This is a genomic window from Mesorhizobium marinum (genome assembly GCF_040813675.1).
Taxonomy (GTDB): domain Bacteria; phylum Pseudomonadota; class Alphaproteobacteria; order Rhizobiales; family Rhizobiaceae; genus Mesorhizobium_K; species Mesorhizobium_K marinum.
In genome coordinates, this window is sequence record NZ_JBFOCI010000002.1 from 414014 (window position 1) to 437473 (window position 23460).

Consider the following 23460-nt stretch of genomic DNA (forward strand, 5'->3'; position numbering starts at 1 on the left):
AATCAGGGCTGGACACGCCTGAGCGCCGCGCCCGGCGCAGCGCGTTCCGGAAGGCCGCACCATTTTCCGGGCAGGTCGGGAAGCTCGCCGTCCTCGAGGCCGTACATGTAGCTGCGGCCCTTCAGCAGGACTGCCGGCCGCCAGCATTCATACGGCGTGCCCGCTTCGGCAGCGTCGTCCAGATAGACGACATGGGGCTCGCCCTGCTGCTCGTATTCAGCGAGTTCGCGCGCGAGGTGACCCTGGCCGACGACGATGCGCTTGTAGCCGCCGCGGCTGTGCACAACCAGATTTCCGAAACTGTCGGCATAGATCCGATCGTGCTGGGGGCCGCTGCCGGCATGGGCAGGCAAGGCCGGGACCGCCAACAGGCCCAGCGCGAGCGGCAGGAAACCCAATTCGCTCAATCTCAAACGCATGGCGCGTCATCCTCGGTGTGGGTCGGAAGCCGGCAGGCCCCAAGGGCCGACGGTTCCTCGCCTCCTCATCCCGCAAGTTAACGCTTTCTTAAGCTTTGTTAAGAGCCAAAGGCCCGTCTGCGTTCACGCCTTCGGCAACATGGTTAATATCAACAGCCCAAGGCAGGCCGTCCGTGCTCGGATGCTGTCGCGCCACAGGCGAACCCGAGGCTGAGGAGGTCCCGTCGCGGCATGTCTGATTCGCCTTCCGCAAAGACCCGGATGGCCGGCTAAACGCTTCAACCGATTGAAGTTTGTGCGCAGCCATCGGGATCGCCGATCGGCCGCTAATATGTGGCCTTTGTGCGGCTTCCCGCTTTGACGCGGTGCAAAAAGAGTTTTAGGGAAGCGGCAGCAACCATCGCAAAATCCCGCATGCGGACAAAACTGCGCGCGGGAGACCGGCGCCATCTGGGGGAGCCATGAGCAAGGTCACAGCCACCCGAGCCCGACCGCTTTCGCCGCATTTGACGGTCTATCGCTGGCCCATCACGATGACGATGTCGATCCTGCATCGCGTGACCGGCGGGGCGCTCTATTTCGGAACGCTGCTGGTGGCCTGGTGGCTGGTCGCCGCCGCAGCGTCCGAAAGCTACTTCGAGTTCGTTAACTCGATTTTCGGATCCTGGATCGGCCGGCTCATCCTGTTCGGCTACACTTGGGCGCTGGTCCACCACCTGCTGGGGGGCGTGCGTCATCTCGTCTGGGATACCGGCGCCGGCCTGGAAAAGCACACCGCGTCCCGCATCGCCTCGGCGACCGTCGCCGGTTCGGTCGTGCTGACCGCGCTCATCTGGTTTGCGGGATACGCCGCGAGGGGGTTCTGACATGTCCGACATGCGCACGCCGCTCGGGAGGATCCGTGGACTGGGCTCGGCCCGCGAAGGCGCCGGGCACTTCTGGCGGCAGCGGCTGACGGCCGTCGCCAACATCCCCCTGGTGCTCTTCTTCATCGGCTTCCTGATCTCGATCAACGGAGCCGACCACGCGACGGTGCAGGCAGCCTTTGCCAATCCGTTCGTCGCCGTGATGTTCGCCCTCATGCTGTTCTCGGCGCTCTACCACATGCGCCTCGGCATGCAGGTCATCATCGAGGACTACGTTCACGGCGAAGGCCTGAAGCTGGCGCTGGTCATGCTCAATACCTTCTTCGCCATCGCCGTCGGCGCAGCCTGCGCCTGGGCACTTGTCAAACTGGCATTTGGGGGCTGAGGTGACGGAAGCAAAGAAGGCCGGCGGTTCGGCCTACACCTATGTCGACCACACGTTCGACGTCGTCGTCGTCGGCGCCGGCGGCGCGGGCCTGCGCGCCACGCTCGGCATGGCCGAACAGGGCCTCAAGACGGCTTGCATCACCAAGGTGTTCCCCACGCGTTCGCACACGGTTGCCGCGCAGGGCGGCATCGCCGCCTCGCTGCAGAACATGGGCCCCGACAGTTGGCAGTGGCACATGTACGATACCGTCAAGGGATCGGACTGGCTGGGCGACGTCGACGCCATGGAATACATGGTGCGCGAGGCGCCGGCCGCGGTCTACGAACTCGAGCACTACGGCGTTCCCTTCTCGCGCACCGAGCAAGGCAAGATCTACCAGCGGCCGTTCGGCGGCCACATGATGAACTTCGGCGACGGTCCGCCAGTCCAGCGCACCTGCGCGGCGGCCGACCGCACCGGCCACGCCATCCTGCACACCCTTTACGGCCAGTCGCTCAAGCACAACGCCCAGTTCTTCATCGAGTATTTCGCGCTCGACCTGATCATGGAACCGGACGGCCGCTGCACCGGCGTCGTCGCCTGGAATCTCGACGACGGCACCATCCACCGCTTCTCCGCCAAGATGGTGGTGCTGGCGACCGGCGGATACGGCCGCGCCTACTTCTCGGCGACATCGGCGCACACCTGCACCGGCGACGGCGGCGGCATGGTCGCCCGCGCCGGGCTGCCGCTCCAGGACATGGAGTTCGTGCAGTTCCACCCGACCGGCATCTACGGCGCCGGCTGCCTCATCACCGAGGGTGCCCGCGGCGAAGGCGGTTATCTCGTCAACTCGGAGGGCGAGCGCTTCATGGAGCGCTATGCGCCCTCGGCCAAGGACCTTGCCAGCCGCGACGTCGTCTCGCGCTGCATGACCATGGAGATCCGCGAGGGACGCGGCGTCGGCAAGAACAAGGACCACATCTTCCTGCACCTCGACCATCTCGATCCCGCGGTGCTGGCCGAGCGGCTGCCGGGCATCTCCGAATCGGCGAAGATCTTCGCCGGCGTCGACGTGACGCGCGAGCCGATCCCGGTGCTGCCGACGGTCCACTACAACATGGGCGGCATCCCGACCAACTATTGGGGCGAGGTGCTGAACCCGACTGCCGACGACCCCGATCGCGTGTTGCCAGGCCTGATGGCGGTCGGCGAAGCCGGCTGCGCGTCCGTGCACGGAGCCAACCGTCTCGGCTCCAACTCGCTGATCGACCTCGTCGTGTTCGGCCGCGCCGCCGCGATCCGCGCCGGCCAGGTCGTCGACCGCGAAGCGCCTGCGCCCGCGATCAACACGGCGGCGGTCGACAAGATCATGGATCGCTTCGACAGGCTGCGCCATGCCAATGGCGGTTCGCCCACGGCCACGCTGCGCGACAAGATGCAGCGCGCCATGCAGGAGGATGCCGCCGTCTTCCGCACGCAGGAATCGCTCGAGCAGGGCTGCAAGCGCATTTCCGAAATCTGGGGCGAACTCAAGGACCTGCGCGTCAGCGACCGCTCGATGATCTGGAATTCCGATCTTGTCGAGACGCTGGAACTGGAGAACCTGATGGCCAACGCCATCGCCACCGTCCACGGCGCCGAAGCCCGCAAGGAGAGCCGCGGCGCGCACGCACGCGAAGACTTCTCCAGCCGCGACGACGCCAACTGGCGCAAGCACACGCTGGCGCATGTGGCGCCCGACGGCAAGGTAACGCTCAGCTACCGGCCGGTGCACACCGAAACCATGCTGCCGGTCGCCGAAGGCGGCATCGATCCGGCCAAGATCGCGCCCAAGGCGCGGGTCTATTGAGAAGGATGGCTTCCGATGGTTGAACTCACCCTTCCCAGGAACTCGCAGGTCAGGCAGGGCAAGACCTGGCCGAAGCCCGAGGGCGCGACCAACCTGCGCGAGTACCGCATCTACCGCTGGAATCCCGACGACGGCGAGAACCCCAGCATCGACACCTATTTCGTCGACATGGACGACTGCGGTCCGATGGTTCTGGATGCACTGCTCTACATCAAGAACAAGATCGACCCGACGCTGACGCTGCGCCGCTCGTGCCGCGAGGGCATCTGCGGTTCCTGCGCGATGAACATCGACGGCTCGAACACGCTCGCCTGCACCAAGGGCTGCGACGAGATCAAGGGCGCGGTGAAGGTGTACCCGCTGCCGCACATGCCGGTCGTCAAGGACCTCGTGCCCGACCTGACGGTGCCCTATGCGCAGCTGGCGTCGATCAATCCCTATCTGACGACCGTTTCGCCCGAGCCGGCGAAGGAGTGGCTGCAAAGCCACGAGGACCGGCAGAAGCTCGACGGTCTCTACGAGTGCATCCTCTGCTTCTGCTGCCAGACCTCATGCCCCAGCTACTGGTGGAACGGCGAGCGCTACCTGGGTCCGGCCGTGCTGCTGCAGGCCTATCGCTGGCTGATCGACAGCCGCGACGAGGCGACCGGCGAGCGGCTGGACAACCTGGAAGACCCGTTCCGGCTCTACCGCTGCCACACCATCATGAACTGCGCGCAGACCTGCCCCAAGGGTCTCAACCCGGCAAAGGCGATCGCCGAGATCAAGAAGATGATGGTGGAGCGGCGGGTCTGACTGTGTCGGACGACCTCCCCATCCTCAACCCCGCCGAAGTGCGTGTTCTCGGTTCGCTCATCGAGAAGAAGGAACTGACGCCCGACGTCTATCCGATGACGGTCAACGGGCTGCAGTCGGCGACCAACCAGAAGACATCGCGCGAACCCGTGATGACCCTGGAACAGGGAGACGTTCACCGGGCGCTGAGGCTGCTGATGGACAAGGGGCTGGTTCGCCAGGTCTTCGCATCGCGCGTCGAGCGCTACGAGCATCAGCTCGCGCAGGCGTTCTCGCTGACGCAGCCGCAGATCGCGTTGCTCGGGCTGATGCTCCTGCGCGGCCCCCAGACGGCGCATGAACTGATGGCGCGCACCGAGCGCATGGCGCGCTTCCAGTCGATCGAGCAGCTGCGCGGCGACCTCGACCTGCTGATCGGCCGCCGGCCGCCCCTGGTGCAGTTGATCGAGCGCGGCCCCGGCCAGCGCGAGGAACGCTACGCGCATCTCCTGTCCGGGGAAGTGCAGATTTCCCCCCAATCCCCTTCCGGTTCCGCACCGGCCGCCGCTGCGCCGCGATCCGACCTCGAGGAGCGCGTGGAGACGCTGGAGCGCCAGGTCGCCGAGCTCTCGGAGAAGCTGAAACTCCTGATCGGCGACTAGGGCGTGGACTCAACTGAACGCATCCAGAGTCTAGCCGAAGCGAGTGCGACAGCGGCGAGGAAGTTCGTGGCGTGCTTTTCGAAGCGAGTGGCGATGCGCCGGAACTGCTTGATCTTGCAGAAGAAGCGCTCGACCAGGTTGCGGCGTCTGTAGAGTTCGTGATCGACGGAGCGTTGGGCCTTGACGCGGCTCTGGGTCGGGATATGGGCCTCACCGCCTGCCCTGCGGACGAGATCGATGATGGCGCGGCTGTCGTAGCCACGGTCGGCGACGAGCGCCCGAGCTGGCGGCAATCCCGCCAGAAGATCTGGCACGGCGGTCTTGTCTGACGCCTGCCCAGGCGTGATCAACAACCGGACCGGCAGTCCGTCTTGATCGACGACGGCATGGATCTTGGTGCTCAGTCCGCCACGAGAACGGCCGATGGCGTGATCCGGACCCCCTTTTTTCCACCGGCTGCGTGCTGGTGGGCCCGCACGATCGACGAGTCGATCAGGTGAAGAGACTGCGGCGACTGGGCCGCCAGGGCCTCGAACAGGCCGAGCCATACCCCCTTCTTGGCCCAACGATTGAAGCGGTTGTAGACCGTCGTGTATGGCCCATACCGTTCCGGCAGATCACGCCACGGCGATCCTGTCCTCAGCACATAGAAGATGCCGTTGACCACCCGACGGTCGTCAACCCGACGCTTACCCTTGCCAGCCGCAGGAAGTAGCGGCTCGACAATCCGCCACTCCGCCTCGTTCAGATCGTATCGCGCCATTTCAAGGCCTCCTTCCGGAACCCTTGAATCAACACCGCGACCAATCAGCAAGGCCTATTGAGTACGCGCCCTAGTCCTGCGGCACGCCTTGCGCGCGCAGCCGCCGCTCCAGCGCGCGCAGCGAGATCGACAGGCCGACCGTCAGGATCAGGTAGATGTAGGCGACGATCGAATAGGTCTCGAAGAAGCGGAACGAACCTGCCGCATAGACCTTGCCCATCTGGGTGATGTCGGCGACGCCGAGCACCGACACCAGTGAACTGTCCTTCACCATGGCGACGAAGTCGTTGGAGTAGGGCGGCAGGATGGTGCGGAACGCCTGCGGCCAGACAACATGGCGAAAGCGCCGATAGCGTGACAGGCCAAGCGCCTTGGCGGCTTCGATCTGTCCGGCGTCGACAGCCTGGATGCCGGCGCGGAAGATCTCGGCGATGAAGGACGAATAAGCGATCGTCAACGCGATGATCGCCCGCCACAGCAACGAGACGTCTCGCACCTGGAGTTCGCCGACAAGGCCAGCCTTGGTCAGCGGGGCCATCACGAAGTTCCAGCCGGCCACGAAGGCCGGGACTCCGGCGAAGGCGATCCAGAACAGCAGCACCAGGATCGGAATGCCGCGAATGATCTCGACGTAGAAGCGCGCGCTCTGGCTCAGCAAGCGCGACGGCGACAATGCCATGAGCGCGACCGCGAGACCGAGCGCCGACGCCATCGCGAAGGCGACGATCGTGACGAAGATCGTGATCCCTACACCCTTGAGGACGATATTGAAGACCTGCGAGTAGATCTCGCTGGTCGCGATCACGATCGCGACCACCACCGCGATCGCCACCGCCGCCACCAGCCACCAGGGCAGTTCTTTCCTGCCCGGACGCCCGGGCGCGACATTCGCCATGATCAGCGGCCGGGCAGCGCGGACGCCCGGCGCTCGAAAATCTGTTCCTGCACCTCGCCGCTCCACTGGTCGGCCTCGGCCTCGCCGACGAGCACGAAGCCGTGCCGTTCGTAGAGGCTTCGCGCAGCGTCGAGCCCAGCGAACGTGGTTAGCCAGACGGATTCGTATCCGCGCTCGTCGCAAAAGCTGACGGCGCGGCCGAGCAGGTCAGCCCCCAACCCCCTGCCCTGCATGTCCTCGTTGACGATGAACCAGCGCAGATGCGCGCCGCGCGGCCCGCCGCCGCTCGCATCGACGATCACCGAACCGACGGCGCCTTCGTCGCCATAGGCCGCCAGAAACAGGTCGCTGCTTGCGTTGTGGCGCGCGAGAAACTCGGCAAGTTCCATGCCCACTTTCGTCTCGAACGGCATCCCGAACTTCCAGTAGCGCGCGTAGTAGCGCGCATGGAGCCCGACAATGTCGGCAAGAGCTCCGGGCCGGTATCCGCCGATCTCGATCGACATCGCAGGATCACGGCTTGTAGTCGACGAACCACTTCTGGGTGAGCCCGTCGAGCGTGCCGTCGGCCTTCAGCGCGGCGATACCCGCATTGATGGGGGCAACGAGGTCCGAACCCTTCGGAAAGATGAACCCGAACTCCTCGGCCTGCAGCGGTTCGCCGATCATCTTGAGCGCGCCGCCGGAGCCATCAGAAATGAACCGGCCGGCCGCACTGTCGGTCAGCACCAGGTCGACGTCGCCCGACTTGAGCGCCTCGACGGTGGCGGCAAAAGTCTCCATCAGCTTGATGCGGGGGTTCTGCTCGTTGCCGTCGAGCACGTTGTAGACGGCGACGTAGAAGGGCGACGTCCCCGCCTGCGCCCCGACCAGCAGCTTGTCGTCCGACGCGAAGCTCTTGGGGTCGTCGAAGCGGCTCTCGTCGCCGCGCACCAGCATGAATATCTCGGACTTCATGTAGGGGTCGGAGAAGTCGACCTTCTCCTTGCGGTCGTCCTTGATGGTGATGCCGGTCATGCCGATGTCGTACTGCTTGTCCGAAACGGCCTGGATCATGGCGTCCCATGAGGTGTTCTGGTACTCGACCTTGAAGTTGAGGCGCTTGGCGAGTTCGGCCATCGCGTCATATTCCCAGCCAATGGCCTCGCCGGTCTTCTGATCGACGAACTGGAGCGGGAAGTAGGCGTTCTCGGTGACGACAACCACCGACTTGCCGCCCAGGTCGGGCAGCGTCTCGGCGGTGGCGGCGCCGGCCGCAAGAACGAGACCGGCCGCCAGGCCGGCCAACAGTGTCGTGATCTTCTTCATAATCCGCTCCTCAGACGATGCCGAAGCGGCCCCTCGGCCGCGCATGGAGCAGACTGTAGCGTTCTGGATCGGCCTTGCAAGCGGCGCCATTTCCTTTGCCCGGGCAAAAGCGGAACGGCGTTTCCGGACGGTTGCGCGTTGCCCGCCGGCCGGGATCCGCGCAAAACAAAAAGGCGGCCGAAGCCGCCTTTCCGGTAGAACCCGTGTGCCCCGCTTATTCGGCGGAGGCGGCCTTCTCGGCTGCTGCCTTTTCGGCGGCATCCTGCGCGGCCTTCTCGACGGCCAGAGCCTCTGCCGCCGCGACCTTCTCGGCCTCCAGCTTCGCCCTTTCGGCGAGCATCGCCTCGCGCTCGGCGTCGTTCAGCTTGCGAGCGCGCACGCCGGTGTTCTCGGAGATACGGGCCGACTTGCCGCGACGATCGCGCAGGTAATAGAGCTTGGCGCGGCGCACCTTGCCGCGGCGCACGATCTCGACGCCCTCGACCAGCGGCGAGTAGACGGGGAACACGCGCTCCACGCCTTCGCCGTAAGAAATCTTGCGAACGGTGAAGTTCTCGTTGAGGCCGGCGCCCGAGCGGGCGATCACGACGCCCTCATAGGCCTGCACGCGGGTGCGCGAGCCTTCGGTCACGCGAACCTGGACGCGAACGGTATCGCCCGGCTGGAATTCGGGAAGGGTGCGCTTGGCCTCGATCTTGGCGGCCTGCTCGGCGTCGAGCTGACGAATGATGTCCATCGGAATGATCCTTTAGTTCTTGCGAACCGTCAGAGCGCCCATCTTGCCGGCAGTCAATACCGCCTTGGAAAGCGCCCCTTCATTTGCGAAGGAGACAGGAGCGAGTTCACGCGTTCTTGGTTGAATTCCCGGCCAACGGCCGCTTCATGCGGGCGCACTTACACCACAACAGCGCGTGAATCAACCGGCTGGCCCCGGGCCCGGCGCTCGACCGATACGGCCGATATGCGTGTCCTGGAAGCCGGTCTCGTGCTTCAGCCCGTAGCCAAGCGCCCGGTCGATGGCGATGTGGGCTGCGAGAATGATGGCGGCGTGCACCATGAACGGCAGGCCAAGGGCAAGACCGGCGAGCCAGAGGCCGACAGGCGCCAGCCAGGCGTGCACGGCATTGTAGCACCATGCGCCGACCCTCGGTCCGCCCAGATAGCCAGCCATGGAGAGGTCGGGCGCCAGGATCAGCGCCGCAAACAGCCACCAGTTGCCGCCTGCAACGTGGTATGCGACGAGAGCCGCAAGCGCCAGCGCAGCATTTTCTAGGCGCAGAAGCCGGCTCATCCTGTCGTCGTCGTCGCCTCTTTGGCGGCCAGCAGGTCCGGCCGCCGTTCGGCCGTCAGCATCTCGGCCTGTTCGCGCCGCCACCTGGCGATCCTCGCATGATTGCCCGATGTCAGCACGTCGGGGATTTGCAGCCCCTCGAAGACCTGCGGCCGCGTGTATTGCGGATGTTCGAGCAGGCCGCTCTCGAAACTTTCCTCGTCGCCCGACGCCGCATTGCCCATCACCCCCGGCAGCAGCCTCACCACGGCGTCGAGCAGAACGAGCGCCGCGGGTTCGCCGCCCGACAGGATGAAATCGCCGACCGAGACCTCCTCGAGACCGCGCGCCTCGATCACGCGCTGGTCTACGCCTTCGAACCGACCGCACAGGATGACGGCGCCGGGACCGGCCGCCAGTTCTCGCACCCTGGCCTGCGTGAGGGGCCTGCCGCGCGGGCTCATCAGCAGACGCGGACGCGGGTCGCCCTGCGGTGACGCATGGTCGATCGCCCTGGCCAGCACGTCCGCCCGCATCACCATGCCGGCGCCGCCGCCGGCCGGGCTGTCGTCCACCGTGCGGTGGCGGTCGGCCGCGAAATCACGGATCTGGACCGGCTCCAGCGACCAGGCGCCGGCTTCCAGCGCGCGGCCGGCGAGCGACAGGCCGAGCGCGCCCGGAAACATCTCGGGATAGAGGGTGAGGACGGTCGCGCGAAAGCTCATCGGTTGCCCCCGGCGTCCCTGGGCCCTCTCGGCCGCGCACGGGCGTTGAAATCCCCGGGTCGGTCCGGCCTGCCGTCCTCGTCGGCATCCTCGGCAAGCCCCGCCGCAAGGGTGTCCACGCGCACGAAGCCGCCCGCGACATCGACATCGGTGACCGCAGCCCGGGAAAACGGAATGAGCTGGCTCTTGCGGCCGCGGAACGTGATTTCCAGGAGGTCGCCGCCGCCATAGTTCTGCACGGCCGTAACGCGCCCGACCGCCGCACCGGTCTCGTCGTGCACTTCGAGGCCCACCAGATCCGCATGGTAGAACTCGTCCTCTTCCTCCAGGGGAAGCACCGAGCGGTCGACGAAGAGGTCGGTGCCGGTCAGCTTCTCGGCGCTCGTCCGGTCGCCGATCCCTTCAAAACGCACGACCACGACCTCTCCGGCCGGGCGGATGCCGGTGATTTTGAACGCCCGTCCGTCTCGGGCGTAGAGCAGACCATAGTCGGCCAGGGCAAGCGGATCGCCGGTGAAGGTCTTCACGCGAACTTCGCCCTTGATGNCCGCCGCACCGGTCTCGTCGCGCACTTCGAGGCCCATCAGATCCGCATGGTAGAACTCGTCCTCTTCCTCCAGGGGAAGCACCGAGCGGTCGACGAAGAGGTCGGTGCCGGTCAGCTTCTCGGCGCTCGTCCGGTCGCCGATCCCTTCGAAACGCACGACCACGACCTCGCCGGCCGGGCGGATGCCGGTGATTTTGAACGCCCGTCCGTCTCGGGCGTAGAGCAGACCATAGTCGGCCAGGGCAAGCGGATCGCCGGTGAAGGTCTTCACGCGAACTTCGCCCTTGATGCCCTGCGCGGCACCTATGACGGCCATCTGGACGGGATTGATCGGCTTCATCTCTGCTTCACGGATTGCTAACTTGGGGGAGCCAATACTGCCATATTCCAATCGGGCCGCCGCTGCCAATGCAGGATTTCCTCGTTTCGGCCAAACCGGATCTCCATAGGGAGCGCCAAGGCTGGCTGAAGGCGCTGGCCGAAGAACGCCGCCTGTCGCCAGAGACCGCCGAGGCCTACGAACGCGATACGCGCCAGTTCCTCCAGTTCCTGACCGGACACAATGCAAGCCCTCCCGGCATTTCCGACATTGCCGCGCTTCGCCCGGCTGACCTGCGCGCGTTCCTCGCCCACCGGCGCTCGCAGGGCGTCGGGGCGCGCACGCTCGGCCGCGGGCTTGCCGGGGTTCGCTCGCTGCTGCGCTTCCTCGAAAGGCGTGGCCTCGCCAACGCCGCCGGCGCAACCGCGCTGCGGGCGCCGCGCCAGCCGAAGTCGCTGCCCAAGCCGCTGACCGCCGCCGATGCGCGTCGCGTCGTGTCCGCCGCCGAACAGTTGTCCGAAGAGCCATGGATCGCAGCGCGCGACGCCGCCGTGCTCACGCTGCTTTACGGCTGCGGCCTGCGCATATCCGAAGCGCTCGCGATCGAGGCCGGAGACCTGCCCGGCGCCGGGGTCCTGCGCATCGCCGGCAAGGGCGGCAAGACCCGACTGGCGCCGGTGCTTCCGCTCGCCCAGCGTGCCGTCGCCGAATACAGGAAGCTCTGCCCCTACCATCTCGCTCCCGATCGGCCGCTGTTCAGGGGCGCGCGCGGCGGGCCGCTGAACCCGGCGATCGTGCAGCGCGCGATGCGCGGCCTGCGTTCGGCCCTCAACCTGCCCGACACGGCGACGCCGCATGCGCTTCGCCACTCCTTCGCCACGCATCTGCTCGGTCGTGGCGGAGACCTGCGCACGATCCAGGAACTGCTCGGCCACGCCAGCCTTTCGACGACCCAGATCTACACCGGCGTCGATACCCAGCGGCTGCTCGATATCTACGACGCGGCGCATCCGCGCGCGTAGATCGCAACAATTTCCGTGGGCGCGTTAACCGTCTGAGGAGATTTGCCGGACAATGATGCCGTCATGACCAAAGCCCGCGTGATCGCCATTGCCGACCGTGCAACGCCAACTGCGCTGCAGTTGATCGCGGCGACGCACATTGCGCTTCTGGTGGCCTTCCTTTCGGCGCTCGCAAACGTTTCGCGCCTCGTTCAGCCCTGATCGTCCGGAACAAGGCAACCGGGATTGCGGCTTGCCGTCGGCGCCGCTATCAGGGGCTGTCCGCCGTCATTCCCTAAGGGCTTCCATGAGCCGCCTTGAAAGCTTCATCCGCCGCCTCACGGCGCAGCGCGAGATTCTGGACCTCATCTGCCGCGACATGCAGCTGGGCGACGGCCCGGTCATCGAACTCGGCCTCGGCAACGGCCGCACCTACGACCATCTGCGCGACAGGCTGCCCGACCGGCGCATCATCGCTTTCGACCGCGTCAACGCGGCCAATCTCAGGTCGCTTCCGCCGGAAGGCGATCTCATCCTGGGCGAAATAAGCGAGACCGCCCGCGCCTTCGCCGGCATCGGCGCGGCGCTTGTCCACGCCGACATCGGCAGCGGCTATGACGACCTCGACGAACTGAACCTGCGCTGGCTGCCGCAGGTCACCGTCGACATGCTCGCCCCCGGCGGCATCGCGGCGAGCGGCGTCCCGCTCGACCACCCCGACCTCTCCCCGCTGCCCCTGCCGGAAGGCATCCGGCCCGGACGCTACTTCCTCTACCGCAGGAATTGAGCCGGCTCACGCGGCCGCCACTGGGTCCCCGGTCAGCGGCTTGGGTACGACGCGGATGCCGTTCTCGCGAAACGCCTGGTGCACGGCCTTCAAGACGAAGCGGCGTATCATCGACTGCTTGCCGGGCTTCGCGACGAACTTGCCGCGCACAACGAGCGTGCCGTCCTCGACATTGGCGATGCCCTGGCTCTTGAAGGTCTCCATCACGTCCGGCGCCAGTTCCGGATTCTCCAGAAGCTCCTGGCCGATCTTCTTGAAGAGTTTGCGGACCAGTTCGATGTCGGTGTCGAAGGCCAGCCGGAAGGCCAGCTTTTCGATCGCGTAGTCGCGGCTGAAGTTCTGGATCTTGCTGATCTGCCCGTATGGCACCGTCGCCACGGGGCCGCGCGGGTTGCGCAGCGTTACCGAGCGCACCGAAATCTTCTCGACTGTGCCCTTGGCCCCCGACGTTTCGATGTACTCGCCGAGGCGGAAGGCATCGTCCATGAGGAAGAAGAGCCCCGAAACGATATCCTTGACGAGTGTCTGCGATCCGAAGCCGATCGCCAGCCCGAAGACGCTGAGGCCGGTGATGAGGGGCCACACATTGACGCCCACCGACACCAGGATCGACAGGAACGCCAGGGCGATGATGGTCGCCTTGCCGACGCCGCTGATCAGCGGCACCAGCGTGCCGAGACGGGAACGCGGCGTCGCCATCTCCGTCTGCGCCCGCTTGTCGCCCTGTTGCACGCGTCCCATCACGGTCGACAGCACACTCCACAGGAAGGAGGCGGCGATGGCGATCAGCGCGATGTGCAGGGCTTCGGAAGTCAGGCTGCGGAGCTTGATGCCGAAGCCGGTGGCCAAAGGCGAGGCCCAGATGGCGCCGAGCATGGTGATCATGACGATCAGCACCGCGAAGCGCGCCGTCTGGCGCAGCGCCACCCCGATGATCGACACGCGCTGGGCTTCCATGGCCCTGTTGGCGCTGCTGGCGATCAGCGCGTCGAGGTGCGGCGTCAGGAACACGATCACGATGGTCAGGAGCACCGTCGCGCCCGGGAGCGGAACGCCCAGGGTCAGCGCGACCTCCGCGCTGACGAGGGTCGCCAGCAGGAAGCCGACCACCATGGCAGGCCAGATGCGGGCGAGCCGGCCTTGCCACCTGCTGCGCGGCTTCGACCCCGCCACGGTTCCCGCCAGGGTGCGGCGATGGCGCCAGACGGTCCAGATGAACAGGGCGAAGGCCGTAAACGTGATCAGGACACTGCCGAGTGCGTCACGCAGCCCCGGCCCGGCGCCCCACAGCCTGAGCGTGGCCATGAACGCAAGGCCGAACATGCTCCAGCCTATGGCGATCGAGAGGTCGCGCGCCAGGCTCGCCAGCCGACCCACCTTGAGGGGCTTGGAATGCGTCAGCAGCGCCCGCACGGCAAAGATGGCGACCAGCGACAAGACGGTGACGACGACCCAGGTGCGCAGCGTGCGCACGGCCAACCCTTCGGCCGGCAGGAGCCTCTGCGCGACCACGCCTGCGACAATGGCGATGAAGGCTGCCGCGAGCGTCGCGAACAGCCGCCGCCACACGCCGGCGCCCGCACGCGCGAACCGGCGCCGGCAAAACAGGAACACGCCGGCAGCCACAAGCGTGACCACGAGTATCTGCAGGATGAGCGCCGTCGCGCTCGTACCGCCGGCGGCAAAGGCGGAAAACAGCGCGGCCGTCTCCTGACCGACACCCCCGAACGCCGTCATCCGCGCTTCGAAACCGCTGACGAACTGTTCTACGACCTGTTCGAAACCCGAAAGTATCGAAGTGACGTCGGACGAAACCGACGTTGATGCGCCTTCAGCCATGATTCCCCTCGATTCGCCCGCCAGCCGACCCCGGGGCCGTGGGCTTTAGCGAGCGGATACTACAGGGAGGTTTTGGCCGGAGCCATATCCGGCAGGCGGGTTCGCGCCGAAAAGTTGGTCCGTCAGACCATCCCGAGCGCGGCCTTGTAGAGATCGAGGATCGCTTCCGCCTCCTGCCTTTCGGCCTGATCCTGCTTGCGAAGCCGGATGATCGCGCGTACCGCCTTGGTGTCGAAGCCCGTGCCCTTCATCTCGGCGTAGACGTCCTTGATGTCGTCGGCGATGGTCTTCTTTTCTTCCTCAAGGCGCTCGACGCGCTCGATGAAGGCGCGCAGCTGGCCGGCGGCAACGGTCTGGCTGGTCTCGGTGATTTCGTCGGCCATCTTGCTCTCCTGGCTATCTCTGTCCGCCCGTATGGAATCGGGCCGCGGCAAGGCGTGCGGTTCGATGCCTGAAGCAGATCGGAGGGTCAAGTGGCGAGACGTTTCCCGTCGGGAACCGTGCGGCGCGCTCAATGGTCCTTGGGACGGTTGATCTCGAAGGCCGCCTTCTTCGCATCCGAGGCTTCCGTCTGGTACTTCTGCTGCCACTCCGCATAGGGCATGCCGTAGACGATCGCCCTGGACTCGTCCTTGGAGAGCGGCACGCCGCCCGCCTCGGCCGCCTCGCGATACCAGTTGGACAGACAGTTGCGGCAGAAACCGGCAAGGTTCATCAGGTCGATGTTCTGGACGTCGGTCCGCGCGCGCAGATGCTCGACGAGGCGGCGGAAGGCGGCGGCCTCGAAATCGCGCCGCTGCATTTCGCTGAGATCGGTCATCACACTATCTCCTGCGTTTCACGGCGGGCCCGTTCGCGAGCCGTGCTTTCGGACCTCGTGTATATCGGTCCGCCGGTTGATCGCGTCAACGATCGGCGCGATGCGCCTGGCCCATTCGTCCGCGCCGGCCTCGTCGGCGATCAGGTCCTGCCTGATCTCGAGCAGCGCGTGGGCATAGCCGCTGACGACGGCGTGACGATACATCGTGTCGCCGCGCAGCGCGCCGTCATAGGGCTCGTTGTCGCCGACGACGAGGCCGCCGTCGAGCGCCAGCATGTCGATCAGCGGCCGCGCCGCGCGATCGTCGAGGTCCCACAACACGCCGGCATGCCACGGCCGGACCATGCCCTGCATGACCGGGGTGAAGGAATGCACGGAGAGGATGAACGGCGATTTTCCCGATTCCGCCGCGACCGAGGCGATCATCGAACCGACCGCGTCGTGGTAGGGCCGATAGAACAGGTCAAGCCTGCGCTCCCGCTCGGCCGCTGCCATCGGATAGTTGGCCGGCACGACCGTGCCGTCATAGAGCTGGCGGATCAGCGTCGGATCGTCCTCGCCGCGATTCGGATCGATCAGGAGCCGGGAGAAGCAGGCCATCACCGCAGGCGCGCCGGTGAGCGCGGCGAGCGTCCGCGTGACAGCCTCGACGCCGATGTCGTAGGCGATGTGCCTGTCGAACTCCGCGGCCGGCAGGCCGAGGTCGCCATATTCCGCCGGCAGGTCGCGCCGTGCGTGATCGGCCACCAGCACGAGGCCCATGCGGCGGTCGCCCTCGACAACCTCGAACGGAGCAAAGAGGGCAGTGCGTTTCATCGGCGGGGTCATTCCGGAAAAGATGGCTCCGCGCGAACCGAAAGCGGAGGCCGCACAATGCCGTTGTTTGGTCACGCTTTTCAAGGAATTCTGCGGCAGGCGCCGGACTGCAGTCGAGCCGGCAGCCTAAATCGATTGGATATCGGTTGGATAGCGATTGGTTATCGGTTTGATTCGTGCGGCCGCGCGCGTTGACATGCGCCGCGACTTTTCCGAAAAGGGGCGCCAGACAATGCTTCTGCGTTCGAAGAGGGGTTTGAGGATGGCTCGTGCCGCTGGGCGACGCTACGGCCTTGCGTCGCCCGTGTCGCTGGCCTTTTTGGCCGCGGTCTGCCTGACCGCTTTCGGCGTGCGAGAGGCGCAGGCGGATTTCCGGGTCTGCAACGCGACACAAAACCTGGTCGGCGTCGGCATCGGCTACCGGGCAAAGGCTGGTTGGGTGACCGAGGGGTGGTGGCACATCGAGGGCTCGACCTGCAAGACGCTCATCGAAGGCCCTTTGTCATCCAGGTTTTACTATCTTTATGCAGAAGACGCCGAGCGCGGCGGACGCTGGGACGGCCCGATCAACATGTGCGTGGCCGAAAAGGAGTTCAAGATCGCCGGCGTCAACGACTGCTTCGCGCGCGGCTACCAGCGCGCGGGGTTCCAGGAATACGACACGGGCGAGCAGGCGAGCTGGATGGTTCAGCTGACCGACGAACCCGCAGATGACGGCGAGGCGGCCGTGACAGGACAGACCAATCCATGAGACGCAGCCGCAAGGTAAAAATTCTGGCGACGATCGGCCCGGCCTCGTCCAGCGAAGACATGCTGAGAAAGCTGTTCGAAGCCGGCGCTGACGTGTTCCGGATCAACATGAGCCATACCGACCACGAGTTGATGCGCACGCTCGTCGCGCGCATCCGCTCGGTCGAGCATGCCGTCGGCCGGCCGATCGGCATCCTGGCCGACCTGCAGGGTCCCAAGCTGCGTGTCGGCAAGTTCGCCAATGGCAAGGAAACGCTCGAGGTCGGCCAGACCTTCACGCTCGACGACAATCCCGATCCGGGCAACGCGTCGCGCGTCTATCTTCCGCATCCCGAGATCCTGCGCTCTGTTGAGCCGGGCCATCGGCTGCTCATCGACGACGGCAAGCTCGCGCTGCAGGCGGTCTCCTGCGACGGCAGGTCGATCACCTGTACCGTGGTTGCCGGGACTTCGATTTCCGATCGCAAGGGCGTCAGCCTGCCGGACACCGACCTGCCGGTCGGAGCGCTGACGGACAAGGACCGTGCGGATCTCGACGCGGTCCTCGAGACCGGCGTCGACTGGGTGGCGCTGTCCTTCATCCAGCGCCCGGACGATCTCTCCGAGGCGCGCAAGATCGCCCGCGGGCGGGCGCTTCTGATGTCCAAGATCGAGAAACCCCAGGCCGTCGCCAGGCTGGCTGAGATCATCGAGCTGTCGGACGCGCTGATGGTCGCGCGCGGCGATCTTGGCGTCGAGATGCCGCTCGAGGCGGTGCCCGGAATCCAGAAGCAGATCACACGCGCCGCGCGCCGCGCCGGCAAGCCGGTCGTGGTCGCGACGCAGATGCTGGAATCGATGATCACGGCGCCTGTCCCGACGCGAGCCGAGGTGTCGGACGTGTCGATCGCCGTCTTCGAGGGCGCTGACGCCATCATGCTGTCCGCCGAATCGGCGTCCGGCGCGTACCCCATCGAATCCGTTGCCACGATGGACAAGATCGCCACCAAGGTCGAGACCGATCCGCTCTATCACAGTATCATCAACGCACAGCGGTCCGAGCCGGAAGCCACCGGTGCCGACGCCATATCGCTTGCCGCGCGCCAGATCGCCGAGACCCTGAAGCTGTCGGCGATCGTGACCTACACGGCGTCCGGCACCACCGGATTGCGGGCTGCGCGCGAGCGTCCTCAGGTGCCGATCATCGCCCTGTCTCCCATCCTCAACACGGCGCGGCGCCTGTCGCTGCTGTGGGGGACACACTGCGTCGTCTCGCCCGATGCGACCGACCTCGACGACATGGTCGCACGCGCCTGCCGCATTGCGCATGAGGAGAACTTCGGCGAAACGGGCGACCGGATCATCATCACGGCAGGCGTCCCGTTGCGAACCCCCGGCTCGACCAACATGCTGCGCATCGCCTATATCGGCGTCGACGAGAACTCGGTCGATCCCGAGCGCGGCCGCATCACACCCCAAAAGGCTCCCCGATAGCGGCGGTCGGCTGGCAGCGCCGGCCGAACGCATCGTCGGCGATCCTGGATTCCACCGTTCGCGCGATCGCCTGCAGGTCGACCGACCGGCCGGACAGCTTGTCGATCGCGGCGACGACCAGTTCCGGCGCGACCCAGTCGGGCTTGTGCCCGAGGTTCCTGATCCAGACGAGTTCGGTGCCGGCGATGTCGCGCGCCAGGCCGAGCGAGTGCACTTCTTCATAGACGACCGTGTCCGCGTCGCCCGAGACGACGATCGCGGGCGCCACGATTTCCCGGTAACGGGGAGCGTTGGCAACGGTGAAACGGTAGAGCCCCTCGACGTCTTCCGCATTGGCGCGAAACGCCCCCGGGCGCAGCACGAGCGGAATCCGGGCGCGTTGCAGATAGTCGGGCGGCATCCGGTTCGGCGCGAAGACACAGGCGCTCGCCGCCTTGACGCGCAGCATTCCGGCCAGGCTGGCGATGGTTTCGGAAAACAGCCAGCCAACCACCGGGACCGAGGTGAGATGGTAGTACCAGGAGGTCCTGCCGCCCGGCCAGGGATGGGTGGCGGCCGACAGGAAGACCAGGCCCCGGGTTCTTTCGGGATAGGCGAGCGCGAACGCGGCGGCGACCGAGCATCCGAAGGAATGGCCGACGACGATGGCCGGCCCGATCCCCAGCCGATCCATCAAGGCCGCGATCAGCTCTGCCTGCCGCGCCTGGGACGCGTGCCCGCCATTCCGCCCGGACCAGCCATGGCCCGGCCGGTCGAAGAAGAGCATTTCGGTCCGGCCCTGGAGCAGCGGCCTCAGCGGCGCCATCTGGTCGTTGAGGTTGGCGCTGGCGCCATGGATGAAGACCGTCGCCGGCGGCCCAGACGCCCCCGGCGCCGGAACATGGACGTAGTGCACCTTTACACCCGCAATGTCCGTGAACGCGCCGACAGGCGGATGACGCCTGCCGATCAGTAACGCGTAGGCGCGCGTCATTGTCGCCAGGACGAGAAGAAGCGCGATCACGGCGGCAGATCCGGTCAGGAGGAACATGGGCACGGGAGGGGCGCGCAATCCCTGTTGGCCCGGCCGCGCGGCCGGCGGGAGGTTTCAGATGCCTTCGCCGGCGAGGTCTTCCGACAGGGTGGAAACCTCGCTCTGCGCGCTCCGCATCATCGGATAGATGTCCAGCACCCGCTGCCAGGCCTGCAGCGCGAGTTCGTCGCGTCCGCTGCTCTTCATGATCTGGCCCATGCCCGACAGGGCGCCGAAATGGCGCGGCTCAAGCTGCAGCGTATGGTGTATGTCGGCCATCGACTTGGCATAGTTGTTCATCAGGAAATGAACGGTGGCGCGCCGGTTCCAGCCCTCGGCGTAGCCAGGGTCCATGGTGACGATCTGATCCAGGAAATCGAGTGCGACGTCGTATTTCTTGCTTTCCATCGCCGTCTTCGACCAACCCATCATGAGATCGATCGACGCGCTGCCGGAGTGGTTCCACTCGTCCCAGATGCGGGCGGCGATGCGCTCGGCGGCCTTCTCGTTGCGCTCGCGCTTGAGTTCGGCAAACAGCGTATCGAGGCGGCTTTGTGGCTGGGGCGAAGTGGCGGCGGCGGCCTGTCCTTTCGGCGCGGTCGCAACCGGCTCGGCGGCAACCGCCGGCGACAGCAGCGCGGCTGTCAGGGCGACGGCGCAGAAGGCAGAACGAATCCGCATGGGCGAGAATCTATTCCCGCCCATGCAAAGGTCAAACTGAATTTTGCGTGCACTGAGCGACAGGCCGACTGTGCGGCCCGTCGGGCGATCAGCCCTGGCGCGCCTTGAAGCGCGGAGCGGTCTTGTTGATCAGGTACACGCGGCCCTTGCGGCGAACCAGCTGGTTGTCGCGGTGGCGGGCCTTCAGGGCCTTGAGGGAGTTCTTGATCTTCATGGTCTGGCCTGTCGAATGGGCCCCATCCGGGCCGAACATAAAAGGCGCGCCCAAAAGCGCGCCCGAATTGGTGACAGGCTCATAGACGAGGAATGTCGTTCCTGTCAACCGCGCGCCCCGTCAGTCGCGTGAAGTGCCCCATCTTGCGACCCTTCCGCACGTCTGCCTTGCCGTAGAGGTGGAGCAACAGATCCGGCTCGCCAAGCAGGTGCGGCGCGCGGCCGACTTCGTCGCCCACGAGGTTTTCCATCACGCAGTCCGAATGCCGCCGCGTGTCGCCGAGCGGCAGGCCGCAGATCGCGCGGATGTGCTGTTCGAACTGCGAGATCGCGCATGCCGCTTCCGTCCAGTGCCCCGAATTGTGAACCCTTGGCGCGATCTCGTTGACGAGAAGCCGGCCATCCCCGGCCACGAAGAACTCGACTCCGATCACCCCGACATAGTCGAGCGCCTGGACGATGGCGCGGGCGCTGCTGACGGCAAGGTCCGAGGTTTCCCGCGATATGGCGGCAGGGACCGTCGAACGATGCAGTATCCCGTCTCGGTGGACGTTCTGCGCCGGATCGTAGGCGGCGACCGATCCGTCCCCGGCCCGTGCCGCGATGACCGATATTTCGCAGCTGAACGAAACCAGCGCCTCGAGGATGAGCGGCACGCCCCCCATTGCCGCCCAGGCGCCATCGACGTCGCCATGGAAATCGCGAAACACGCGCTGTCCCTTGCCGTCGTAGCCAAGACGGCGGGTCTTCAGGACGCCGCTGCCCCCGAATTCGGACAGCGCGGACGCCAGGTCGGCATCGTTGTCGACCGGGAGGAAGGCGGCCGTGGGAATGCCGATGCCGTTGAGGAAACGCTTCTCGGCGAGCCGGTCCTGGCTCACCTCCAGGGCGCGCGGCGGCGGGAACACCGGCACGTCGCGCGTCAGTCCGACCGCCGCGGCGACCGGGACGTTCTCGAATTCATAGGTGACGACGTCGCAGAGCCTGGCGAGTTCGGCCAGCGCGGCCGGGTCGTCATAGGTGCCCGCAAGCTGCCGGCTGGCGAGCTGGGCCGCCGGGCAGTCGACGGAGGGCTCGAGCACGACGGTGCGGTAGCCGAGCCTCGCAGCGGCCATCGCCAGCATTCGGCCGAGCTGGCCGCCGCCAATGATGCCGATCGTCGAGCCCGGCGGCAGCGGATGGGCGGTCGCCGTCATTGCGGATCGGACGGTTCGGAGGCGACCTTGGCGGTCTGCGCCGCACGAAAACCGTCGAGCCGCTTGGCGAGGCCGGCGTCGGTAAGCGCGAGGACGGCCGCCGCAAGCAGCGCGGCGTTGACCGCGCCCGCACGCCCGATCGCGAGCGTGCCGACTGGAATTCCGGCCGGCATCTGGACAATGGAAAGCAGGGAATCCTGGCCGGAAAGGGCCTTCGATTCGACCGGAACGCCGAACACCGGCAGCGGGGTCAGCGCCGCGGCCATGCCCGGCAGGTGTGCCGCGCCGCCGGCGCCCGCGATGATGATCTTGTAGCCGGCGGCCTTGGCCCCCTTGGCGAACTGGTACAGCCGATCAGGCGTGCGGTGCGCCGAGACGATCTTCCTGTCGTGGGTGACGCCAAGCGCGGCAAGCGTCTCGGCGGCATGACGCATGGTCGCCCAGTCCGACTGGCTGCCCATGATGATCGCGACGTCGGCCCGTTTGCTGTTCACCGGAAGTCACTCCCCGCGGAAAGGTCGCGCAATAGTCGAAATCATGCCGCATCGCAAGGATCGTGGGGCGAGGCTGGGTCGGGACCGAATCAGGCGATGATGTCGGGGATGATCTTGTCTTCCAGCGCCTGCATGCGGTCCTTGATGGCCAGCTTCTTCTTTTTCATGCGCTGGATTTGCAGCGGATCGCAGCCGATGGCTGCCATCGCGTTGATCGCCGCATCGAAATCGGTGTGATCCTGCTTCAGCTTGGCGAATTCCAGTCGAATTTCAGTCTGGTCCTGGTCCGACATGGCCACCGTCTGCAGGGTTTGGTCGCCGGCAATGCGCCGTCTGTGCGGGTCCGGGTCCGGAGGCCGCCAGCGGCGCATGCCATATCACATTTTTGCGCTCACGGGAATGCTACCAAGACGCGTTCGACACCGGCGCGGTAAGGTGGCAAAATGTCATCGTGCCGTCATGGACGGAACCGGCGGCGGGGTCCGTTTGTTGCGGTTTGCATTCGAGGAATCCATGAAAGGGAGAACCAATCATGTCTCTTGCCAACCACCTTGATGAGCTGCAGCGGAAGCATGGCGACATCGAGCGCGAGCTGGACGAGGCCATGCTTCATCCATCCGTCGACGACCTCGAAATCGCGGCTCTCAAGCGGCGCAAGCTGGCAATCAAGGACGAGATTGAAAAATTGAGGACGCAGCCAACCAAGCACTGACGCCAAGCCGCACTTTGCGGAACACTCCCCGGCGACGCCAGGCGTCGCCGGCCAGGCGGCCTGGTTCCGCAACGTTCACCTGCCCGTCTCGGGCATCTCCCCATTGTTCCCGGCCGGAACGCCTCGCAGCGGAGAGTTCGGTCCGGCGCGACCTCAGTCGAAACTGCAGGGCCAGGCCGACGGCGCAGAGAGACCCGACGGCAGCTTCGTTTCCCCGTCGCCACAGGACATGTCTACCTGCCACTGCTGCAGGCCGGTCGCAGCGGACAGATCGAGCCCTTCGATGCGCGTCAGGAAGAAGAAGGACCCGGCAAAGTCGATCGGCCCGCTGAACTTCGCCTTGCTGAGGTCGGCGCGCGCGAGATTGGCCAGCGCAAACTTGGTGCCGGTAATGTCCGCGCCCGAAAAGTCTGCCCTGCCAAGCTCGGCCTTGGTGAAATCGACGTCGACCAAGACCGCATTCGTGAAATTCGAACGCTGGACCTCGGCGCTGGCAAACGTCGCCCCGCGCGCGTCCACGCTGCTGAAATTGGTCCGGTAGGCCTCGATCCGGTCGAATCGCGCGCCCCTCGCCTTGGAGTTGGCTAGCGAGGCGCGCACCAGCGTCGACTTCTCGAAATTGGCAGCGAGCAGGTTCGTGTCGCGCAGGTCGGTCGACGTAAAATCGGTGTCGACCAGGGTGGCGCCATTGAGATCGGAATCGCTGAGGATGATCAGCTTCTTGTCGCAGCCCGTCCAGTCAACTCCCGGGGCGGCCGAAGCCGAACAACTCGGGCCTGCGGATGCGGGCCCGAGAGATGCGCCAAGGAAGGCAGCCACGACGGCGGCACTGGCCTGAAGAACCATACTCGAACGCACTGGCGTCATGACCATCAGTCCTTCCTGCTTGTCCCTGCGGC

The 23460-nt window shown here is 66.0% G+C and carries 31 protein-coding genes and 1 pseudogene; 11 read left to right on the forward strand and 21 right to left on the reverse strand.

Annotated features, from left to right (window positions below; translation table 11 throughout):
* Nucleotides 1-2: 2 nt before the first annotated feature.
* The gene (locus ABUE31_RS07525; RefSeq protein ID WP_367722911.1) at nt 3-419 is read right to left on the reverse strand and encodes a hypothetical protein; all 417 of its coding nucleotides are present in this window, start codon (nt 417-419) and stop codon (nt 3-5) included.
* Between the two features lie 461 nt (nt 420-880).
* Here ABUE31_RS07525 and sdhC point away from each other — a divergent pair, with 461 nt between their 5' ends.
* The 5 genes from sdhC to ABUE31_RS07550 are packed head-to-tail and all read left to right on the forward strand — an operon-like array spanning nt 881 to nt 4940.
* Complete coding sequence (sdhC, locus tag ABUE31_RS07530; RefSeq protein ID WP_367722912.1) at nt 881-1285, forward strand: succinate dehydrogenase, cytochrome b556 subunit; 405 nt, start codon at nt 881-883, stop codon at nt 1283-1285.
* 1 nt (nt 1286) lies between these two features.
* Nucleotides 1287-1670, forward strand: coding sequence for a succinate dehydrogenase, hydrophobic membrane anchor protein (sdhD, locus tag ABUE31_RS07535; protein ID WP_367722913.1), 384 nt, complete (start codon nt 1287-1289; stop codon nt 1668-1670).
* Nucleotide 1671: 1 nt separating this feature from the next.
* Nucleotides 1672-3504: a succinate dehydrogenase flavoprotein subunit gene (gene sdhA / locus ABUE31_RS07540; protein ID WP_367722914.1), complete on the forward strand. Its 1833-nt coding sequence runs from the start codon at nt 1672-1674 to the stop codon at nt 3502-3504.
* A 15-nt stretch (nt 3505-3519) separates the two neighbouring features.
* Nucleotides 3520-4299 carry a succinate dehydrogenase iron-sulfur subunit gene (locus ABUE31_RS07545; RefSeq protein WP_367722915.1) on the forward strand — a complete coding sequence of 260 codons (780 nt, stop codon included), beginning with the start codon at nt 3520-3522 and terminating at the stop codon, nt 4297-4299.
* Between the two features lie 2 nt (nt 4300-4301).
* Complete coding sequence (locus ABUE31_RS07550; RefSeq protein WP_367722916.1) at nt 4302-4940, forward strand: YceH family protein; 639 nt, start codon at nt 4302-4304, stop codon at nt 4938-4940.
* Here the strand turns inward: ABUE31_RS07550 and ABUE31_RS07555 are convergent.
* The 9 genes and pseudogenes from ABUE31_RS07555 to rimM (ABUE31_RS07595) all read right to left on the reverse strand — a co-directional run.
* A protein-coding gene (locus ABUE31_RS07555; protein ID WP_367722482.1) for an IS5 family transposase occupies nt 4937-5703 on the reverse strand; the annotation gives its coding sequence in 2 pieces (ribosomal slippage) (nt 4937-5379 and nt 5379-5703; 768 coding nt in all). The two genes, ABUE31_RS07550 and ABUE31_RS07555, sit on opposite strands and share 4 nt — an antisense overlap.
* Before the next feature lie 70 nt (nt 5704-5773).
* Nucleotides 5774-6598 (reverse strand): amino acid ABC transporter permease, encoded by an 825-nt coding sequence (locus ABUE31_RS07560; RefSeq protein ID WP_367722917.1) that lies wholly within the window; start codon nt 6596-6598, stop codon nt 5774-5776.
* 2 nt (nt 6599-6600) lie between these two features.
* Nucleotides 6601-7104, reverse strand: coding sequence for a GNAT family N-acetyltransferase (locus ABUE31_RS07565; RefSeq protein ID WP_367722919.1), 504 nt, complete (start codon nt 7102-7104; stop codon nt 6601-6603).
* Between the two features lie 7 nt (nt 7105-7111).
* The gene (locus ABUE31_RS07570; protein ID WP_367722920.1) at nt 7112-7906 is read right to left on the reverse strand and encodes a transporter substrate-binding domain-containing protein; all 795 of its coding nucleotides are present in this window, start codon (nt 7904-7906) and stop codon (nt 7112-7114) included.
* A 214-nt stretch (nt 7907-8120) separates the two neighbouring features.
* Nucleotides 8121-8642 (reverse strand): 50S ribosomal protein L19, encoded by a 522-nt coding sequence (gene rplS, locus ABUE31_RS07575; RefSeq protein WP_367722921.1) that lies wholly within the window; start codon nt 8640-8642, stop codon nt 8121-8123.
* Nucleotides 8643-8822: 180 nt separating this feature from the next.
* Nucleotides 8823-9197, reverse strand: coding sequence for a DUF4260 family protein (locus ABUE31_RS07580; protein ID WP_367722922.1), 375 nt, complete (start codon nt 9195-9197; stop codon nt 8823-8825).
* A complete protein-coding gene (gene trmD, locus ABUE31_RS07585) occupies nt 9194-9901 on the reverse strand; it encodes a tRNA (guanosine(37)-N1)-methyltransferase TrmD (protein ID WP_367722923.1) in 708 nt (235 codons plus the stop codon). The genes ABUE31_RS07580 and trmD overlap by 4 nt, the downstream gene beginning before the upstream one ends.
* Nucleotides 9898-10473, reverse strand: coding sequence for a ribosome maturation factor RimM (gene rimM / locus ABUE31_RS07590; protein WP_367723582.1), 576 nt, complete (start codon nt 10471-10473; stop codon nt 9898-9900). Before rimM (ABUE31_RS07590) ends, trmD begins: the two co-directional genes overlap by 4 nt.
* A pseudogene (gene rimM / locus ABUE31_RS07595) lies at nt 10456-10788 on the reverse strand (ribosome maturation factor RimM); the annotation flags it as partial. The gene rimM (ABUE31_RS07590) and the pseudogene rimM (ABUE31_RS07595), both read right to left, overlap by 18 nt.
* Nucleotides 10789-10856: 68 nt before the next feature.
* On the opposite strand from rimM (ABUE31_RS07595), the gene ABUE31_RS07600 reads away from it, so the two are divergent.
* The 3 genes from ABUE31_RS07600 (at nt 10857) to ABUE31_RS07610 (ending at nt 12555) form a co-directional block, all read left to right on the forward strand.
* A complete protein-coding gene (locus ABUE31_RS07600) occupies nt 10857-11789 on the forward strand; it encodes a tyrosine recombinase XerC (protein ID WP_367722924.1) in 933 nt (310 codons plus the stop codon).
* Between the two features lie 63 nt (nt 11790-11852).
* On the forward strand, nt 11853-11990 hold the full coding sequence (locus ABUE31_RS07605) for a hypothetical protein (RefSeq protein ID WP_367722925.1): 138 nt from the start codon (nt 11853-11855) through the stop codon (nt 11988-11990).
* An 85-nt stretch (nt 11991-12075) separates the two neighbouring features.
* Nucleotides 12076-12555, forward strand: coding sequence for a class I SAM-dependent methyltransferase (locus ABUE31_RS07610; protein WP_367722926.1), 480 nt, complete (start codon nt 12076-12078; stop codon nt 12553-12555).
* 6 nt (nt 12556-12561) lie between these two features.
* On the opposite strand, the gene ABUE31_RS07615 is transcribed toward ABUE31_RS07610, so the two are convergent.
* The 4 genes from ABUE31_RS07615 to ABUE31_RS07630 all read right to left on the reverse strand — a co-directional run bounded on the left by ABUE31_RS07615 (nt 12562) and on the right by ABUE31_RS07630 (nt 16030).
* Complete coding sequence (locus ABUE31_RS07615) at nt 12562-14394, reverse strand: mechanosensitive ion channel domain-containing protein (protein WP_367722927.1); 1833 nt, start codon at nt 14392-14394, stop codon at nt 12562-12564.
* A gap of 122 nt (nt 14395-14516) precedes the next feature.
* Nucleotides 14517-14777, reverse strand: a complete 261-nt coding sequence (locus ABUE31_RS07620) for a DUF2312 domain-containing protein (RefSeq protein ID WP_367722928.1) — start codon at nt 14775-14777, stop codon at nt 14517-14519.
* Between the two features lie 128 nt (nt 14778-14905).
* The gene (locus ABUE31_RS07625) at nt 14906-15214 is read right to left on the reverse strand and encodes a DUF1244 domain-containing protein (RefSeq protein ID WP_367722929.1); all 309 of its coding nucleotides are present in this window, start codon (nt 15212-15214) and stop codon (nt 14906-14908) included.
* Nucleotides 15215-15232: 18 nt separating this feature from the next.
* Nucleotides 15233-16030 (reverse strand): N-formylglutamate amidohydrolase, encoded by a 798-nt coding sequence (locus ABUE31_RS07630; protein WP_367722930.1) that lies wholly within the window; start codon nt 16028-16030, stop codon nt 15233-15235.
* Between the two features lie 262 nt (nt 16031-16292).
* Between ABUE31_RS07630 and ABUE31_RS07635 the strand changes: the two genes are divergently transcribed.
* Nucleotides 16293-16781, forward strand: coding sequence for a DUF1036 domain-containing protein (locus ABUE31_RS07635; protein WP_367722931.1), 489 nt, complete (start codon nt 16293-16295; stop codon nt 16779-16781).
* Nucleotides 16778-18253: a pyruvate kinase gene (gene pyk, locus ABUE31_RS07640; protein WP_367722932.1), complete on the forward strand. Its 1476-nt coding sequence runs from the start codon at nt 16778-16780 to the stop codon at nt 18251-18253. Before ABUE31_RS07635 ends, pyk begins: the two co-directional genes overlap by 4 nt.
* On the opposite strand, the gene ABUE31_RS07645 is transcribed toward pyk, so the two are convergent.
* The 6 genes from ABUE31_RS07645 to ABUE31_RS07670 all read right to left on the reverse strand — a co-directional run bounded on the left by ABUE31_RS07645 (nt 18228) and on the right by ABUE31_RS07670 (nt 22142).
* Nucleotides 18228-19256, reverse strand: coding sequence for an alpha/beta fold hydrolase (locus ABUE31_RS07645; RefSeq protein ID WP_367722933.1), 1029 nt, complete (start codon nt 19254-19256; stop codon nt 18228-18230). The two genes, pyk and ABUE31_RS07645, sit on opposite strands and share 26 nt — an antisense overlap.
* 84 nt (nt 19257-19340) lie before the next feature.
* Nucleotides 19341-19946 (reverse strand): tetratricopeptide repeat protein, encoded by a 606-nt coding sequence (locus ABUE31_RS07650; protein ID WP_367722934.1) that lies wholly within the window; start codon nt 19944-19946, stop codon nt 19341-19343.
* 88 nt (nt 19947-20034) lie between these two features.
* Nucleotides 20035-20160: a type B 50S ribosomal protein L36 gene (gene ykgO / locus ABUE31_RS07655; protein WP_367722935.1), complete on the reverse strand. Its 126-nt coding sequence runs from the start codon at nt 20158-20160 to the stop codon at nt 20035-20037.
* A 79-nt stretch (nt 20161-20239) separates the two neighbouring features.
* Entirely contained in the window at nt 20240-21355 is a 1116-nt protein-coding gene (locus ABUE31_RS07660) for a 5-(carboxyamino)imidazole ribonucleotide synthase (protein ID WP_367722936.1), read from the reverse strand.
* A complete protein-coding gene (gene purE / locus ABUE31_RS07665) occupies nt 21352-21849 on the reverse strand; it encodes a 5-(carboxyamino)imidazole ribonucleotide mutase (RefSeq protein ID WP_367722937.1) in 498 nt (165 codons plus the stop codon). Before purE ends, ABUE31_RS07660 begins: the two co-directional genes overlap by 4 nt.
* A gap of 89 nt (nt 21850-21938) precedes the next feature.
* On the reverse strand, nt 21939-22142 hold the full coding sequence (locus tag ABUE31_RS07670) for a YdcH family protein (protein ID WP_367723584.1): 204 nt from the start codon (nt 22140-22142) through the stop codon (nt 21939-21941).
* Nucleotides 22143-22381: 239 nt separating this feature from the next.
* Between ABUE31_RS07670 and ABUE31_RS07675 the strand changes: the two genes are divergently transcribed.
* A complete protein-coding gene (locus ABUE31_RS07675) occupies nt 22382-22561 on the forward strand; it encodes a YdcH family protein (RefSeq protein ID WP_367722938.1) in 180 nt (59 codons plus the stop codon).
* Nucleotides 22562-22714: 153 nt separating this feature from the next.
* Here the strand turns inward: ABUE31_RS07675 and ABUE31_RS07680 are convergent, their stop codons facing one another.
* Nucleotides 22715-23434: a pentapeptide repeat-containing protein gene (locus ABUE31_RS07680; protein ID WP_437344089.1), complete on the reverse strand. Its 720-nt coding sequence runs from the start codon at nt 23432-23434 to the stop codon at nt 22715-22717.
* Nucleotides 23435-23460: the final 26 nt, after the last annotated feature.

What these genes read in the sequence shown, in the direction of transcription:
- ABUE31_RS07525 (WP_367722911.1), bottom strand. Translation starts at nt 419, where the DNA reads ATGCGTTTGAGATTGAGCGAATTGGGTTTCCTGCCGCTCGCGCTGGGC.
- sdhC (WP_367722912.1), top strand. Translation starts at nt 881, where the DNA reads ATGAGCAAGGTCACAGCCACCCGAGCCCGACCGCTTTCGCCGCATTTG.
- sdhD (WP_367722913.1), top strand. Translation starts at nt 1,287, where the DNA reads ATGTCCGACATGCGCACGCCGCTCGGGAGGATCCGTGGACTGGGCTCG.
- ABUE31_RS07545 (WP_367722915.1), top strand. Translation starts at nt 3,520, where the DNA reads ATGGTTGAACTCACCCTTCCCAGGAACTCGCAGGTCAGGCAGGGCAAG.
- ABUE31_RS07560 (WP_367722917.1), bottom strand. Translation starts at nt 6,598, where the DNA reads ATGGCGAATGTCGCGCCCGGGCGTCCGGGCAGGAAAGAACTGCCCTGG.
- ABUE31_RS07565 (WP_367722919.1), bottom strand. Translation starts at nt 7,104, where the DNA reads ATGTCGATCGAGATCGGCGGATACCGGCCCGGAGCTCTTGCCGACATT.
- ABUE31_RS07570 (WP_367722920.1), bottom strand. Translation starts at nt 7,906, where the DNA reads ATGAAGAAGATCACGACACTGTTGGCCGGCCTGGCGGCCGGTCTCGTT.
- rplS (WP_367722921.1), bottom strand. Translation starts at nt 8,642, where the DNA reads ATGGACATCATTCGTCAGCTCGACGCCGAGCAGGCCGCCAAGATCGAG.
- ABUE31_RS07580 (WP_367722922.1), bottom strand. Translation starts at nt 9,197, where the DNA reads ATGAGCCGGCTTCTGCGCCTAGAAAATGCTGCGCTGGCGCTTGCGGCT.
- trmD (WP_367722923.1), bottom strand. Translation starts at nt 9,901, where the DNA reads ATGAGCTTTCGCGCGACCGTCCTCACCCTCTATCCCGAGATGTTTCCG.
- ABUE31_RS07600 (WP_367722924.1), top strand. Translation starts at nt 10,857, where the DNA reads ATGCAGGATTTCCTCGTTTCGGCCAAACCGGATCTCCATAGGGAGCGC.
- ABUE31_RS07605 (WP_367722925.1), top strand. Translation starts at nt 11,853, where the DNA reads ATGACCAAAGCCCGCGTGATCGCCATTGCCGACCGTGCAACGCCAACT.
- ABUE31_RS07610 (WP_367722926.1), top strand. Translation starts at nt 12,076, where the DNA reads ATGAGCCGCCTTGAAAGCTTCATCCGCCGCCTCACGGCGCAGCGCGAG.
- ABUE31_RS07615 (WP_367722927.1), bottom strand. Translation starts at nt 14,394, where the DNA reads ATGGCTGAAGGCGCATCAACGTCGGTTTCGTCCGACGTCACTTCGATA.
- ABUE31_RS07620 (WP_367722928.1), bottom strand. Translation starts at nt 14,777, where the DNA reads ATGGCCGACGAAATCACCGAGACCAGCCAGACCGTTGCCGCCGGCCAG.
- ABUE31_RS07625 (WP_367722929.1), bottom strand. Translation starts at nt 15,214, where the DNA reads ATGACCGATCTCAGCGAAATGCAGCGGCGCGATTTCGAGGCCGCCGCC.
- ABUE31_RS07630 (WP_367722930.1), bottom strand. Translation starts at nt 16,030, where the DNA reads ATGAAACGCACTGCCCTCTTTGCTCCGTTCGAGGTTGTCGAGGGCGAC.
- ABUE31_RS07635 (WP_367722931.1), top strand. Translation starts at nt 16,293, where the DNA reads ATGGCTCGTGCCGCTGGGCGACGCTACGGCCTTGCGTCGCCCGTGTCG.
- pyk (WP_367722932.1), top strand. Translation starts at nt 16,778, where the DNA reads ATGAGACGCAGCCGCAAGGTAAAAATTCTGGCGACGATCGGCCCGGCC.
- ABUE31_RS07650 (WP_367722934.1), bottom strand. Translation starts at nt 19,946, where the DNA reads ATGCGGATTCGTTCTGCCTTCTGCGCCGTCGCCCTGACAGCCGCGCTG.
- ykgO (WP_367722935.1), bottom strand. Translation starts at nt 20,160, where the DNA reads ATGAAGATCAAGAACTCCCTCAAGGCCCTGAAGGCCCGCCACCGCGAC.
- ABUE31_RS07660 (WP_367722936.1), bottom strand. Translation starts at nt 21,355, where the DNA reads ATGACGGCGACCGCCCATCCGCTGCCGCCGGGCTCGACGATCGGCATC.
- ABUE31_RS07670 (WP_367723584.1), bottom strand. Translation starts at nt 22,142, where the DNA reads ATGTCGGACCAGGACCAGACTGAAATTCGACTGGAATTCGCCAAGCTG.
- ABUE31_RS07675 (WP_367722938.1), top strand. Translation starts at nt 22,382, where the DNA reads ATGTCTCTTGCCAACCACCTTGATGAGCTGCAGCGGAAGCATGGCGAC.
- ABUE31_RS07680 (WP_437344089.1), bottom strand. Translation starts at nt 23,434, where the DNA reads ATGGTCATGACGCCAGTGCGTTCGAGTATGGTTCTTCAGGCCAGTGCC.